This window comes from Amycolatopsis sp. NPDC059657, assembly GCF_042734395.1.
Classification (GTDB): Bacteria; Actinomycetota; Actinomycetes; order Mycobacteriales; family Pseudonocardiaceae; genus Amycolatopsis.
Map to the genome: position 1 here is coordinate 17,846 of NZ_JBHWEB010000079.1, position 14,086 is coordinate 31,931.

The window sequence follows — 14,086 nt, forward strand, 5'->3', positions numbered from 1 at the left end:
CTCACCCTTTCCCGCTGGGTGAAAACGTCCGCTCATCGGTGGCACGGAACCCAAGTGACCGCCCGAAACAGTCCAACAGTGTAGTGACTCTTGTGGTGACGCGTCCGGTCATCTGATGTGCAACTTGCGCGCCGCGCTTCCCATTCGGGTGTGACTTGTGGGTTTCGTGTGGCCAAAGAGCATGTCTGGGGTGCAGAATGTGGTAGTCGTGCCGAAGACGTGCAACGAGTGAACCGGCAGCCGGGCTCGCGAGGTCGTAGGGGAAGACGCATCTCGTCGAGTAGCGGAGGTCAGCAGTGAGCACCCGTGGCAACACCCGAGGCATGGTGTACGTCCACTCGTCGCCGTCTGCGGTATGTCCGCACGTCGAGTGGGCACTTTCGGGCACCCTTGGCGCCCGGGTCGACCTGAAGTGGACGGCACAGCCGGCCAGTCCCGGTCAACTGCGCGCCGAGTGTGGCTGGCGTGCGCCTTCGGGCACCGGCGCGAAGCTGGCGTCCGCGCTGAAGGCGTGGCCGATGGTCCGTTTCGAAGTCACCGAGGAGCCGAGCGCCGGCGTGGACGGCGAGCGGTTCTGTTTCGCGCCCGGACTGGGCCTGTGGCATGGGCGGACGAGCGCCAACGGCGACATCGTCGTGGGTGAGGACCAGCTGCGTTCGCTGGTCGCGCGCAGCCGCGCCGGTGAGCACCTGGCGCACAAGCTCGACGAGCTGCTGGGCGCGAACTGGGACGAGGCACTCGAGCCGTTCCGGCACGCCGGCGACGGCGCGCCCGTCACCTGGCTCCACCAGGTCGGGTAAACCTGTTCGCTAGGGTGGCCGCGTGACGACCACCTCCACCCAGCGCTGGCTCATCCCCGCACTCATCGTGGTGGTCTCGTTGACGGTCGGCGGCGGCCTGCTCGCCCGCGAGCTCTACAGCCCGCCGACCGTGGCCCCGATCGTCCCCGGCGTGCTGCCGACGTCGGGTTCGCTGACGCCGGAGGAGCAGCCGGGCAGTGATGAGGTCTTCATGACCGCGGACGCGGCCGCCCATCCCGACGGCGTCGATGTGCGTGGCGCGCTGCAGAGCTACTTCCGCTCGATCAACCAGAAGAACTACGACCTCTGGGCCAGCGTGGCCAGCGCCAAGCGGCTGGGCAAGAAGCCCAGGGACTCCTGGCTGGACGACTACAAGACGACCAAGGACGGCAGCATCCTCGTCTACCGGATCGAAGCGCCGGTCGGCTCGCTGCGGGTGCTGGTCGGGTTCACGAGCACGCAGGCCGTCGAATTGGCGCCTGCCGACCTCATGGAGCCCTGTATCCGCTGGCGGGTGGTGCTGCCGATGGTCAACGAGAACGGCACGTGGAAGATCGACGAGGCCGAAGGGTCGACGCCGGAAAAGGAAAAGTGCTGACAAACGAAACGCGGTGACACCCGAAGTGGATGCCACCGCGTTTTCGCAGCTGTATATCAGGCGGGAACGAACGCCAGCGCCACGTTGTGGCCACCGAAGCCGAACGAGTCGCTGACCGCGGCCTTGAGGTCCACCTTGCGCGGCTCGCCGGAGACGACCTCCTGCACGACACCGGGGTCCTGGTTCTCCAGGTTCAGTGTCGCCGGGATGACGCCTTCCTTGATCGACAGCACGGTCGCGATGGCCTCGACCGCGCCCGCGGCGCCGAGCAGGTGGCCCAGGTTGCCCTTGGGCGCGCTCAGCAGCGGGTGCTCGCCGATGGCCTTGCGGATCGCCACCGTCTCGCCGACGTCGCCCGCCGGGGTGGAGGTGGCGTGCGCGTTGACGTGCCCGACGTCCTTGGGGTCGAGGCCCGCGGTGCGCAGTGCCGCGCTGATCGCCTTGGCCTGTCCCGTTCCCTCGGGGTCGGGACCGGTGATGTGGTACGAGTCGGCACTGGTGCCGATCCCGGCCAGCCGTCCGTGGATGGTCGCGCCACGCGCCCTCGCGTAGTCACCGCGCTCCAGCACCATGACCCCGGCGCCCTCACCGAGCACGAAGCCGTCGCGGTTGATGTCCCACGGGCGCGACGCGCGCTCGGGGTCGTCGTTGCGGGTGCTCATGGTCCTGGCCTGTGCGAACCCGGCCATGGTGATCGCGGCGATCGCGGCCTCCGCGCCACCGGCGACGACCACGTCGGCCTCGCCGAGCGTGATCATCCGCCAGGCCCAGGCGAGTGCCTCGGCGCCGGACGCGCACGCCGAAACGGGCGCGTGCACCCCGGCGCGTGCCTTGAGCTCCAGCCCCACGTGCGCGGCCGGGCCGTTCGGCATCAGCATCGGGACCGTCAGCGGCGAAACCTTGCGCAGGCCCTGCGTCTCCAGGATGTCGTCCTGGTCGAGCAGGGTGTTCGCGCCACCGATGCCGGTGCCGATGATCACCGCGAGCCGGTCGGGGTCGACCGAGTCCTCGCTGTGGCCGGCGTGCGCCCACGCTTCGCGGGACGCGATGATCGCGACCTGCTCGCTGCGGTCGAGCCGTCGTGCCTGTACCCGCGGCAGCACCTCGGTGGGTTCCACCGCGAGCCTGGAAGCGATCTTCACCGGCAGGCCGAATCGTTCGACCCAGTCGGCCTTCAGCGTCTTCACACCGCTGCGGCCGGCCAGCAATCCGTCCCATGTGGACGCGACGTCACCGCCGAGTGGCGTGGTGGCGCCGAACCCGGTGATTACGACGTCGTTCTTGCTCATGGGTTTCTCCCCGAGGTTGGCGCTTGGGAAACGTCTTACTTGAGGTTGGCGGAGACGTAGTTCACCGCGTCGCCGACGGTCTTCAGGTTGGCCAGCTCGTCGTCCGGGATCTTGACGCCGAACTTGTCCTCGGCCTGGACGGCGATCTCGACCATGGACAGCGAGTCGATGTCGAGGTCGTCCACGAAGGACTTCTCGGCGGTGACGTCGTCCTGCGAGACACCGGCGACCTCTTCGACGATCTCGGCGAGGCCCGCGAGGATTTCGGTGTTGTCAGCCATGGGTGTTCCCTTTCATAGATGTTCTTGATTGGTCTGTCCCCGGCCGCGGTGGTGCGGCAGGGGAAAGTGTTATCACGGGCAGATGAACGCTTGGCCCGCGTAGGACAGCCCCGCGCCGAAGCCGACGGCCAGCACGACGTCACCGGGCTTGGCGGTGCCCGCCTTGCGCATGTGGTCGAGCGCCAGCGGGATCGAGGCCGACGAGGTGTTGCCCGAGTACTTGATGTCGTCGGCGACGACCATCTCCTCGCGGGCGCCCAGCTTGCGCAGGCGCTTCGCGATGGCGTCGACGATGCGCAGGTTGGCCTGGTGCGGGATCAGCACGTCCACATCGGACGGCTCGAGGCCCGCGAGTTCCAGCGCCTGCACGGCGATCGGCGCGATCTGCGTGGTCGCCCACCGGAAGACCGACTGGCCCTCCTGGTAGATCCACTTGCCGTCGCGCAGGTAGATCGTGTCGACCAGGTCGCCGGCGCTGCCCCAGGCGACCGGGCCGATGCCCGGCGTCTCGGAGCCGCCGACCAGCGCGGCGCCCGCGCCGTCGGCGAAGATGATCGCGTTCGCGCGGTCGGTCGGGTCGACGGAGTCGGTGAGCTTCTCCGCGCCGATGACCAGCACCTTGTCCGACGAACCGGCGCGGATCAGGTCGGAGGCGACACCGAGGCCGTAGCAGAACCCGGCGCAGGCGGCGTTGAGGTCGAACGCGCCGGGCGCCTTGATGCCGATGCGGTCGGCGACCTGGGCGGCGGCGTTCGGGATCTGGCCAGGCATCGTGCAGTTGGGCACGATCACGGTGTCCACTTCGGACGGGTCGACCCCGGCGTCCTCGAGCGCCAGCGCGCCTGCCTTGACGGCCATGTCGACGAGCAGCTCGTCCTTGTCGGCGAACCGGCGCTCGATGATGCCGACGCGGTCGCGGATCCACTGGTCGTTGGTGTCCATGATCTTCGAGAGATCGTCGTTGGTCACCACGCGGTCGGGCTGGGAGCTGCCGACGCCGAGAATGCGGGTCGCGGCTGGCCCCTGCTTGAGCCGCAAGGTCGGTCGGTCTGTCACTGAGCGTCCTCCTGCTCGCGCAAGGCTGCCAGCTCGGCAGGGGTCTTCAGCGCGATGGTCTTGGTCACGGTTCCCTTGAGCTGGCGCTTGACGAGGTTGGTCAGCGTGCCTGCCGGGGGCAGTTCGAGAGTGCTGGTGACGCCGAGGGCCACCAGGCCTTCCATCGTCAGGTCCCACCGCACCGGGCTGGTGACCTGGGTGATGAGCCGCTCGAGGTACTCCGCGCCACTGGTGACGACCTTACCGTCCGCATTGGACAGCAGCGGCCTGGTCGGGTCGGCGGGGGTGATCCCGGCGGCGTAGGCACGCAGCGCCTCTTCGGCGGGTGCCATGTAGTGCGTGTGGAAGGCGCCCGCGACCTTGAGCGCGCGGACCTTGGTGCCCTCCAGCGGCGACGCGAGGATGCGCTCGATCGCGTCGGCGGCGCCGGAGGCGACGATCTGGCCAGCGCCGTTGCGGTTCGCGGCGGCGAGGCCGTGGTCGCCCAGCCAGGCGACGATCTGCTCGGGGTCGCCGAGCATCACCGCGGCCATGCTGGTGGGTTCGAGTGAGCACGCCTTCGCCATCTCGGCGCCACGGACGGCGGCGAGCGCGACGGCGTCCTCGGCGGAGAAGACACCGGCGACCGCGGCGGCGGCCAGCTCGCCGACCGAGTGCCCGGCGACCGGGGTGTCGGACGGCAGGCCCAGCTTGGCGACCTGCTCGTAGGCGAGCAGCGCGTTCGCGACGATCAGCGGCTGCGCGATCGCGGTGTCCTGGATCTCTTCGGCAGGCGAGTCCGTACCCAGCTTGACCAGGTCCATACCGGCCCGCTCCGACCAGCGTTCGACGAGTGCGCGGGCACCGTCGAGTTCGAGCCACGGAGCCAGCATTCCGGGAGCTTGGGAGCCCTGTCCTGGGGCGAGTACGGCAGTCACCCTCTTAGGGAACACGGTGCGCTGCCATGGTCGGGATGTCGGCACTCACCAAGTACACCGGGTGTAGTTGTAGGAACCCTCCAAAAGCGCCCGGTTTCCCCTGGGTTTTCACTCTAGTGCCTTGTCGGGTTCACGCAGAATTGCCCGTGAAGTGCGTCACCTCAGGGTAGCCACCGAGTTACCGCCGTCACCATATGCCTCTGGCTCTTGCCAAACGCCCGACGGTGAGCGCTATGCGCAGTACCAATGCGTCGCGCGGTTCGGCCGGGTTGCGGCCGGTGAGCTCCGAAGCCTTCTTCAGGCGGTACCGCACGGTGTTCGGGTGGACGAACAGCTCGCGCGCACAGGTTTCCAGCACGCCACCGCTCTCCAGGTAGGTCTCCACTGTGGTCAGCAGCGTCGGCCCGGCCTCTTCCAACGGCCTGGCGATCTCCTCGATCAGGCGGCGCTCCGCCTCCGCGTCGCCGGACAAAGCCCGCTCCGGCAAGAGTTCCGACGAGCGCGCGGGGCGCGGGGCCGCAGGCCAGCCGACGATCGCGCGCAGACCCGAGAGCGCTTCGGCGGCACTGTGATGCGCCTCGGCCAGGCTCGGCACGGTCGGCCCGGCGACCACTGGGCCATCTGCGAACGCGAGCGAGAGCTTGCCGAGTGCCTCACGGTCCTTCTGGGTGCCGTCGGTCGGGCCGCCGACGACCACCACCAGGCGCGAGCCCTGTACCGAGAGCAGCACCGACCGGCTGACGCGGGCGGCGCGGCTGCGCACTTCGAACACGACCGCGGGCGGGTCGTCCGACGGCGGCGTGCCGACCAGCACGGTGGCCTTGAGGCTCGGGTCCCAGCCGAGCGCGGCGGCGCGGGAGAGCACCGACTCCTCGGCGTCGCCACGGACGATGCCGTCGACGACCAGCGCCTCCAGCCGGGCGTCCCATGCCCCGCGCGCCTCGGCGGCCGCGGCGTAGGAGTTGGCGGCGGCGAAGGCGATTTCCCTGCCATAACGCAGGATTCCCTCGATGAGCGCGGCCCGTTCCGCCTCGTTCACGGCGAACTCGGGCAGCTCCTCCTCGAAGACCTCGATGGCGAGGCGGACCAGGCCGACGGCCTGGCGCAGGCTGATCCAGCGCGACAGTTCGGCGGGCGCGTCGCGGAACGCCTCGGTGGTGAGCTTCAGGGCTTCCTTGGAGTCACGAAGCCAGGCGACGAAGCCCGCGGCACCCGCCTGGGTGATCAACAGCACGCTCGCGCGCTGGTCCGCGGTCAGCCTGCCGAACCACGGCAGCCGTGCCTCCATGGCGGCGATACTCGCCGACGCGAGCCTGCCGGTGGCACGTTCGAGCTGCCGGAGTGTCTTGGCGGACAGGCCGTGATGCCGCGGTGGTCGTCGTTTCGTGATCGCTTCTGCCATGGTCAGGCGATCCTACTTCCCGCCGCCGATCCGCAACTCCGGTCGTGGCCATCGTCAACCTTTGTCGGTAGGCGGGCCGCGTCGTTCCTCCCTACGCTCGACCCGAGAAACAGAGGGGAGTGACCATGCTGGAAATCGACGCCATCACGAAGCGATATGGCGATTTCGTCGCGCTGCGCGAGATGAGTTTCGACGTCCGACCGGGGGAGTTGTTCGGTTTCGTCGGCAGCAACGGCGCGGGCAAGACCACCACCATGCGGATCGCGCTCGGCGTGCTGAGCAGCGACGGCGGCGAGGTGCGCTGGCAATCGAAGCCGATCACGCTCGAAACGCGCAGGCATATCGGCTACATGCCGGAGGAACGCGGGCTGTATCCGCGGATGAAGGTCGCCGAGCAGCTCGTCTATCTCGCGCGGTTGCACGGTATGTCGGCTTCGGCGGCCCGGCGTTCGGTGGAAACGTGGACCGAACGGCTCGGCGTGGCGTCACGGCGCGATGACGAGGTGCAGAAACTGAGCCTCGGAAACCAGCAGCGCGTGCAACTCGCGGCCGCGCTCGTGCACGATCCGAGCATTCTGGTGCTCGACGAGCCGTTTTCCGGGCTCGACCCGGTCGCGGTCGACGTGATGAGCCAGGTGCTGCGGGAAAAGGCCGACGAAGGCGTGCCGGTGGTTTTCTCCAGTCATCAGCTCGAGCTGGTCGAGCGGCTGTGTGACCGGGTCGGCATCGTCCGAAGTGGACAGATGGTCGAGACGGGCACGGTCGCCGAGCTCCGGGCCGGTGGCGCCGTCGGGCTCAGCGTCCACGCGCCGCGCGCACCGCATGGCTGGGCCGACGGGCTGCCCGGCATCAAGGTCAAGGCGTATGGCGAGACCACCGAGCTCGAACTTCTGGACGGCGCCGACGACCAGCTGGTGCTCAAGGCCGCGCTGGCGACCGGCCCGGTGCACGAGTTCGCGCGCAGGCTGCCGTCGCTGACCGAACTGTTCCGCAACGTCGTGACCGAAGAGGTGCCCGCATGACCGACATGGATGTCCGGCTCGGCCCGGCCGCCGCCGTCCGGCTGGTCGCATCACGGGAAATCGGCGTCAGGCTGCGCTCGAAGGCGTATCGCCTCTCCACGATCGCGATGCTCGTGCTGATCGTCGGCGGGGTGTTCGTCGCGAAGCTGATCGGTTCCTCCGGCGGCACGACCGTCGGCGTCGTCGGCCCGACCGCCCCGCTCGCCGCGCCCTTGCAGGCCAGCGCGCAGGCGATCGGCGAAAAACTCGAGACCAGCCAGGTCGCGGACGAGGCCGCGGGCCGCGCCAAGGTCGCCGACGGCTCGCTCGACGCGCTCCTTGTCGGCGATGCGACGAAGTTGCGTGTCGTGGTGAAGAAGGATCTCGACGGCAAGCTGAAGAACGCGCTCACCGTGCTCGCCGGGCAGGTGGCGCTGAAGCAGGAGATCGACGCGCAGGGTGGTGACGCGGCGAAGGTGCAGGCGGCGGTCGCGACCGCGTCGGTCGACGTGCTGCCGATGGAGAAACCGTTCGACTACAGCGGCGAGCAGCTCGTGCTCGGCTACATCGCGGGGCTGCTGATCTACATCTCGCTGATGATCAACGGCCAGATCGTGGCGCAGGGCGTGGTCGAGGAGAAGACCAGCCGGGTCGTCGAACTGCTGCTGGCGACCATCCGGCCATGGCAGCTGATGGCGGGCAAGGTGCTCGGGATCGGCGTGGTCGGGCTCATCCAAATGGTGCTGATCGGCGGGCTCGGCGTCGTCGCGGCACTGGCTGCCGGGGTGCTGACGCTGTCCGTCTCGGCCGCGCTGGGCATCGTGGTCTGGCTGATCGCCTGGTTCCTGCTCGGCTTCTTCATGTACGCGATCGTGTTCGCCGGGCTCGGCGCGCTGGTCTCACGGCAGGAGGACGTCGGCGGCGCGGTGGCACCCGCGCTGACCTTCGTGATCGCCGGGTACATCGTCGGCGCGACGGTGCTGCCGTCCAACCCGGGCAGCGGGTTCGTCGAGGTGCTCTCGATGATCCCGATGTTCTCGCCGACGCTGATGCCGATGCGCCTGGCGATGGGCGGGGTGCCGGTGTGGGAGGCCGCGCTTTCGGTGGTGCTGGTGCTGGCCACGATTCCGGCGCTGATCTGGTTCGCCGGGCGGATGTACTCCGGCGCCGTCATGCGCACGGGCGCCAAAGTGAAACTGCGCGACGCGCTGAAGGCCCCGTAAGGACTCGCCGGGCCGTTCACGCGAACGCCACTTTCGCAAACGTTCAACGTTGCGAAAGTGGCGTTCGCGTCGTCTGAACCCGGGCAACCCGAGGTGAGAGGGTACGCAAAAGCGACATTTAGGCATGAAACGGTCGCACTTGCGTCCATTGTGGACCTTTGATGGGGAGGTCAAGGAGCGCTTAGGTCTTGGGAGTTCCAGCCGGGCGAAGGGGCCTTCACGGCGCGAGTTGGTAGGCCTGGGTCGTGAGTGTTGTGGCCGGTTAGAACCGGCTGTGCCACTCACGACCCCGTATGCGAGGCGCCCTTGGCTCGGGTGAACGAGTGGAAGCTTTGCTGCGTTGGATGAAGCAAAGCTTCCACTCGCTCACCCGGCCCTAGGGCTAACCCGGAAATGCTGGCCGTCATGTACCTTTTGCCCCAGAAATGTCTCGAGGCCGCCCGGCGAGCGTTTTCGCTACGCCGGGCGGCCTCGTCTCCCCGGTCCCCACCGGTAGTCCAAGTATGGGTCGCGGCGATCTTCCTCGCCACCCGTCTCACCCAATCGTGGACCTGAGTTGCCGGGCGTCTGGTGCTGATCAACGCTTCTCCCCGTACGGAATTTCACCGTCGACCGAGGAGGAAGTCATGGGAGATCAGCTGAAGGAGGGGCTCGGCCAGGCGTGGAGCCTGGTCGCCACGTTCGTGCCCAAACTCTTCGGTTTCCTGATCGTGTTGTTGATCGGCTGGCTCATTGCGAAAGCGGTGGCCAAAGGCCTGAGCATGGTTCTCGGAAAGCTCGGATTCGGCAAACTGGTCGAGAAGACCGGGCTCACCGGAATGCTCAAGAATTCGAACGTCGACGCCACCGGCATCATCTCGAAGCTGGTCTACTACTTCATTCTGCTGATCGCGCTGCAGCTGGCGTTCGGCGTTTTCGGGCCGTCGAATCCGGTGAGCCAGCTGCTCAATGACGTGATCGCGTTCCTGCCGAAGATCGCCGTCGCGGTGGTGCTGCTGATCGTCGCCGCCGCGATCGCGAAGGTCGTCCGAGGCGCCGTCACGGGTGCGCTGTCAGGCCGCCCGGCAGGCCGTCTCGTCGGCACCATGGCGTACTGGCTGATCATGGCGTTCGGCATCATCGCCGCGCTGAACCAGGTCCAGATCGCGACCACGGTCACCATGCCGGTGCTGGTCACGGTGCTCGCCACGATCGGCGGCGTGATCGTCGTCGGCTTCGGCGGCGGCCTGATCAAGCCCGCGCAGCAGCGCTGGGACGGCTGGATGGCGAACGTCCAGGGGCAGCTGAGCACCAGCGACCACACCACGCCCGCCGCGCGCACCTCCGAGCCCATCTCGAACGGCATGGACACCCCGACGCCGCCCGCAGGCATGGCGCGCCCCGGGCCCCGCTGACCTGGCGTACGAGGAAGGCGCCAAGCCCCGCCCCAATGCGTCCTTCGGCACCTGGCAGGTGCCGAAGGACGCATTGGGGCGATCGGGGATGTTCGGCCGCTCACACTTGCTAGGGAATGCCCTGCCCCAGGAGCATGTTGGACTGGGGAGACGGAAGGGGCGCTGGCGTGGGTTTCTTGCTGCAACACGGCTTCACGGTGCTGGGTCAGTGGATCTCGATCGCCGAGCTGCTCGGCCAGCTGTGCGCGCTCGCCGTCGTCTTCCTCGCGCAACGCCGCACGCTGTGGACCTGGCCGGTGCAGGTCGGCGCCACCGTGCTGCTGTTCGCCGTCTACGTCTCCGCGCACCTCGGCGGCCTCGCCAGCAGGCAGGTCGCGATCCTGCTGATCTCGCTGTACGGCTGGTGGGCGTGGTCACGGCGCCAGGACCCGGTGTACGGCGTGGTCGTGCGCCAGGGCAGCTGGACCGAACGCCTGGTCATGATCGGCGCGTTCGCCGTCGGCACCACCGCGATGGCGCTGGTGCTGGACTCGCTCGACGCGTCGTGGGCGCCGTGGCCGGACGCCGCGATCTTCGTCGGGACGCTGGTCGCCTTCGGGGCGCAGGGCGCGGGGCTCGTCGAATTCTGGCTGGTGTGGCTGGTGGTCGACGCGATCGGTGTGCCGCTGCAGATCAAGTCGGGGCTCTGGTTCTCGGCGACCGTCTACCTCATCTTCGCCGCGCTGGTCGTGCACGGCTGGTGGAGCTGGAACCGCTCGGCCCAGCGGGTCGCCGCCGGGCGCGCGGTCACGGCAGCATCCAGCTGAGCACCGGGCTCGCCTGACCGGCCACGATCAGGCACATCAGCAGCAGAAGCCCGATACTCCACGGCAAGACCTTCCGCAGCAGCATGCCTTCCTCACCGGGCAGGCTCGCCGCGACGCACGCGATGGTCAGGTTCTGCGGCGAGATCATCTTGCCGAGCACGCCGCCCGAGCTGTTCGCCGCCGCCAGCAGATCCGCCGGCAACCCGGTCTTGTTCGCCGCGGTCACCTGCAGCGCGCCGAACAGGGCGTTCGCCGAGGTGTCCGAGCCGGAGACGGCGACGCCGAGCCAGCCGAGCACGGGTGAGAAGAACGCGAGCGCCGCGCCGGCGCCGGCGATCAGGTTGCCGATGGTCGCGGTCTGGCCGGACAGGTTCATCACGTACGCCAGCGCGAGCACGCCCATCACGGTCAGGATCGCGAACCGCAGCTCCTTGATCGTCGCGAGCCATTCCCGCGCGGTGTCCTTGAGCGAGACGCCGAGGAACACGGCCGTGATGACACCCGCGATCAGCACGAGCGTGCCGCCGGTGCTCAGCAGCGTGAAGGTGAAACTGTTGCCGGACACGGGTTTCCCGTTCGGCGCGGCCACGTTGAGGAACGGCCAGTGGAACTTCCAGGTCGCCTGGTCGAGCATCTTCTTGATCGGCGGCACCTGCGCGAGCGAGAAGATCACGATGATCAAGGCGTACGGCACGTACGCCTTGACGACGTCCTTGCGGTCGTCCGTGCTTTCCCGGCGCCTGCGCACGCCGACGACCAGCACCAGCGCGGCCGCACCCGCGAGCGCGGCGCCGATGTCGGCGAGCTGCGCCGAAACGAAGTTCGACACCGCGAACTGCACGACCCCGAACGCGATCCCGCAGACCAGCGCGGGCAGCCAGGTCTCCTTCAGCCCACGCTTGCCGTCGACGATCACGACCAGCAGCAGCGGCACGAACAACGCCAGCAACGGCGTCTGCCGTCCGACGATGGACGAAACCTGGTCCAGCGGCAGGCCGGTGACCTGCGCGAGCGTGACCACGGGCGTCCCCATCGCGCCGAACGCGACCGGCGCGGTGTTCGCCACGAGCGCCACGACGGCGGCCTTGACCGGGCTGAAACCCAGCGCCACCAACATGACCGCGCTGATCGCCACCGGAGCCCCGAATCCTGCAAGCGCTTCCATCAAGGCACCGAAACAGAAAGCCACGATCAGCGCCTGGATCCGCTGATCGTCGGAGACGTTCGCGAAACTGCGCCGCAGCACGTCGAAATGCCCGGTCCGCACGGTCAACCGGTAGATCCACAGCGCGTTGACGACGATCCACATGATCGGCCACAACCCGAACGCGGCGCCAGAGAACGCCCCCGAGATCGCCTGCCCGACCGGCATCCCGAACACGATGATCCCGGCGGCGAGCGCGACCGCCAGCCCGATCAGCGCCGCCCAATGCGCTTTCATCCGTACGACGCCGAGCAACACCAGCACGGTGGCCAGCGGCAGCACGGCGACGAGCGCGGACCAGCCGAGGCTGCCTAGCGGCGCGAGTTCCTGCACGAACATGACCGGGTCCCCGTTTCCACGATGCGAAAACACCCTTTCACTGCGTGGCCGAGATCTTCCTCACAACCCCGCCGCTTCGTCAAGCTTCCGTCTCACCCAAGAACTTCGGGCTGGGCTGGGGCTGCCGTGCCGCGATCAGCGAAGCCATCAAGAACAGGAGCGAAACCAGGATCGTCACGACGCACACCATCATCAGAAAGTGATTCGAGTTCGGATCTTCGGCTGTGCGGACAAGCTCGGGATCGGCCGGGTCGTAGACCACGGTGACGTTGTCCGACAACCGGTATGTCCGGCCGATGGTCTCGATCTCGGCGTGGTACGACCGGCCTTCGACGGTGTACTGGACCTGTATCGAGCGTGCTCCCTTGGTGGGGCTGTGCACGCTTTCCACGACACCTGTGGTGCGGGATCCGGTGGTGAGCAGGTTGTCCGCGGCTCCGGCGAGGAGCACGAAACCCAGGATCCCGCCGATGAAGACCGCCAGGCTGAGCACGGCTGGCCAGTATCTCCAACCGTCTTGTCCGTCTTTCCGCCCCAGTTTCATCGCAGGAGCTCAAGCCGCGCTAGCGGATCGTGGCGTGGGTTGGCCGGAGGTCGGCGATCGTCCGCACGCCCAGCAGCTGCATGGTCCGGACCAGCTCGGCGCGCAGGATGTCGACCGTGCGCTGGACGCCGCGTTCGCCGCCCGCCATCAGGCCATACAGGAACGCCCTGCCGATGAGGCAAGCGCTTGCGCCACGGGCCATGGCCGCGACGATGTCGCCGCCGGAGAGGATGCCGGTGTCGACCCAGACCTCGGCGTCGTCGCCCACCTCGTCGAGCGTGGGGGTGAGCAGCTCGATCGGGGTCGGGGCGCGGTCGAGCTGGCGGCCGCCGTGGTTGGACAGGAGCACCGCGTCGGCGCCGTGCTTGACCACGTCACGGGCGTCGGAGACGTTCTGGATGCCCTTGACCACCAGCTTGCCCGGCCAGGTCGCGCGGACCCAGTCGAGGTCGTCGAAGTTCAGCGTCGGGTCGAAGAGCTTGTTCAGCAGCTCGGCGACCGTGCCGTCGAAGTGACTCAAAGAAGCGAAGGTCAGCGGCTCCGTGGTCAGCAGGTTGAACCACCACGCCGGGTGGGTCGCGCCGTCGAGGAAGGTCTTCAAGGTCAGTGCGGGCGGAATGGTCAGACCATTGCGCACATCGCGCAGGCGCGCGCCCGCGACCGGGGTGTCCACGGTCAGCAGCAGCGTGTCGTAGCCTGCCTCCCAGGCGCGATTCATCAGATCTTCGCCGGCGCCGTGGTCGCGCCAGACGTAGAGCTGGAACCACTTGCGGGCCTCGGGCGCGGCCGCGGCGGCGTCCTCGATCGAGGTGGTCGCCATCGTCGAGAGCGAGAACGGGATGTCGTTGCGCTGGGCGACGCGGGCGACGGCGCATTCGCCCTCGTGGTTCATCATGCGCGTGAAACCGGTGGGCGCGAAGGCGAACGGCAGCGCCGAGCGCTTGCCGAGAATCTCCACGCTGGTGTCCACATCGGACACTCCGCGCAGCACGTTGGGGTGGAATTCCACGCTGCGGAAGGCCTGGCGGGCGCGGCGCAGGCTGTCTTCGAGCTCGGCGGCGCCGTCGGTGTAGTCGAAGGCCGCGCGCGGCGTGCGCTTGCGGGCGAGTGTCCGCAGGTCGGCGATGGTGTGCGCGCCGGCGAGGCGGCGCTCGGTCGGGTTGAGCACGATCGGCTTCGGGCGAAGGATCTGCTTCAGCTCGCTCGGCTTGGGCAGGCGGCGTTTCGTCACA

Annotated in this window: 14 protein-coding genes; 6 read left to right on the plus strand and 8 right to left on the minus strand. The window is 68.3% G+C overall.

Annotated features, from left to right (window positions below; all coding sequences use genetic code 11):
- Positions 1-323: 323 nt before the first annotated feature.
- Both ACFV15_RS32920 and ACFV15_RS32925 read left to right on the plus strand, forming a co-directional pair.
- The gene (locus ACFV15_RS32920) at positions 324-800 is read left to right on the plus strand and encodes a DUF3145 domain-containing protein (protein ID WP_091299951.1); all 477 of its coding nucleotides are present in this window, start codon (positions 324-326) and stop codon (positions 798-800) included.
- A gap of 22 nt (positions 801-822) precedes the next feature.
- Positions 823-1,398: a hypothetical protein gene (locus ACFV15_RS32925; protein WP_378355274.1), complete on the plus strand. Its 576-nt coding sequence runs from the start codon at positions 823-825 to the stop codon at positions 1,396-1,398.
- Positions 1,399-1,454: 56 nt separating this feature from the next.
- On the opposite strand, the gene ACFV15_RS32930 is transcribed toward ACFV15_RS32925, so the two are convergent.
- The 5 genes from ACFV15_RS32930 to ACFV15_RS32950 all read right to left on the minus strand — a co-directional run bounded on the left by ACFV15_RS32930 (position 1,455) and on the right by ACFV15_RS32950 (position 6,343).
- Complete coding sequence (locus ACFV15_RS32930) at positions 1,455-2,687, minus strand: beta-ketoacyl-[acyl-carrier-protein] synthase family protein (RefSeq protein ID WP_378355276.1); 1,233 nt, start codon at positions 2,685-2,687, stop codon at positions 1,455-1,457.
- Positions 2,688-2,722: 35 nt separating this feature from the next.
- Positions 2,723-2,968 (minus strand): acyl carrier protein, encoded by a 246-nt coding sequence (locus ACFV15_RS32935; RefSeq protein WP_370943317.1) that lies wholly within the window; start codon positions 2,966-2,968, stop codon positions 2,723-2,725.
- A gap of 72 nt (positions 2,969-3,040) precedes the next feature.
- Positions 3,041-4,024 carry a beta-ketoacyl-ACP synthase III gene (locus tag ACFV15_RS32940; protein ID WP_378355278.1) on the minus strand — a complete coding sequence of 328 codons (984 nt, stop codon included), beginning with the start codon at positions 4,022-4,024 and terminating at the stop codon, positions 3,041-3,043.
- Positions 4,021-4,956: an ACP S-malonyltransferase gene (locus ACFV15_RS32945; RefSeq protein ID WP_378355280.1), complete on the minus strand. Its 936-nt coding sequence runs from the start codon at positions 4,954-4,956 to the stop codon at positions 4,021-4,023. The genes ACFV15_RS32940 and ACFV15_RS32945 overlap by 4 nt, the downstream gene beginning before the upstream one ends.
- A gap of 172 nt (positions 4,957-5,128) precedes the next feature.
- A complete protein-coding gene (locus tag ACFV15_RS32950) occupies positions 5,129-6,343 on the minus strand; it encodes a helix-turn-helix domain-containing protein (RefSeq protein WP_378355282.1) in 1,215 nt (404 codons plus the stop codon).
- 125 nt (positions 6,344-6,468) lie between these two features.
- Here ACFV15_RS32950 and ACFV15_RS32955 point away from each other — a divergent pair, with 125 nt between their 5' ends.
- The 4 genes from ACFV15_RS32955 (at position 6,469) to ACFV15_RS32970 (ending at position 10,767) form a co-directional block, all read left to right on the plus strand.
- Positions 6,469-7,365, plus strand: coding sequence for an ABC transporter ATP-binding protein (locus ACFV15_RS32955; RefSeq protein ID WP_378355284.1), 897 nt, complete (start codon positions 6,469-6,471; stop codon positions 7,363-7,365).
- A complete protein-coding gene (locus ACFV15_RS32960) occupies positions 7,362-8,567 on the plus strand; it encodes an ABC transporter permease (protein ID WP_378355285.1) in 1,206 nt (401 codons plus the stop codon). The genes ACFV15_RS32955 and ACFV15_RS32960 overlap by 4 nt, the downstream gene beginning before the upstream one ends.
- 626 nt (positions 8,568-9,193) lie before the next feature.
- Positions 9,194-9,961, plus strand: coding sequence for a hypothetical protein (locus tag ACFV15_RS32965; RefSeq protein ID WP_378355286.1), 768 nt, complete (start codon positions 9,194-9,196; stop codon positions 9,959-9,961).
- Between the two features lie 167 nt (positions 9,962-10,128).
- Positions 10,129-10,767 (plus strand): nicotinamide riboside transporter PnuC, encoded by a 639-nt coding sequence (locus tag ACFV15_RS32970; protein WP_378355288.1) that lies wholly within the window; start codon positions 10,129-10,131, stop codon positions 10,765-10,767.
- Here the strand turns inward: ACFV15_RS32970 and ACFV15_RS32975 are convergent.
- The 3 genes from ACFV15_RS32975 to ACFV15_RS32985 form a co-directional block, all read right to left on the minus strand.
- Positions 10,748-12,310: an L-lactate permease gene (locus ACFV15_RS32975; RefSeq protein ID WP_378355289.1), complete on the minus strand. Its 1,563-nt coding sequence runs from the start codon at positions 12,308-12,310 to the stop codon at positions 10,748-10,750. The genes ACFV15_RS32970 and ACFV15_RS32975 overlap by 20 nt on opposite strands.
- 79 nt (positions 12,311-12,389) lie before the next feature.
- A complete protein-coding gene (locus tag ACFV15_RS32980; RefSeq protein ID WP_378355291.1) occupies positions 12,390-12,803 on the minus strand; it encodes a DUF3592 domain-containing protein in 414 nt (137 codons plus the stop codon).
- A 70-nt stretch (positions 12,804-12,873) separates the two neighbouring features.
- Positions 12,874-14,085, minus strand: coding sequence for an alpha-hydroxy-acid oxidizing protein (locus ACFV15_RS32985; protein ID WP_378355293.1), 1,212 nt, complete (start codon positions 14,083-14,085; stop codon positions 12,874-12,876).
- Position 14,086 lies beyond the last annotated feature (1 nt).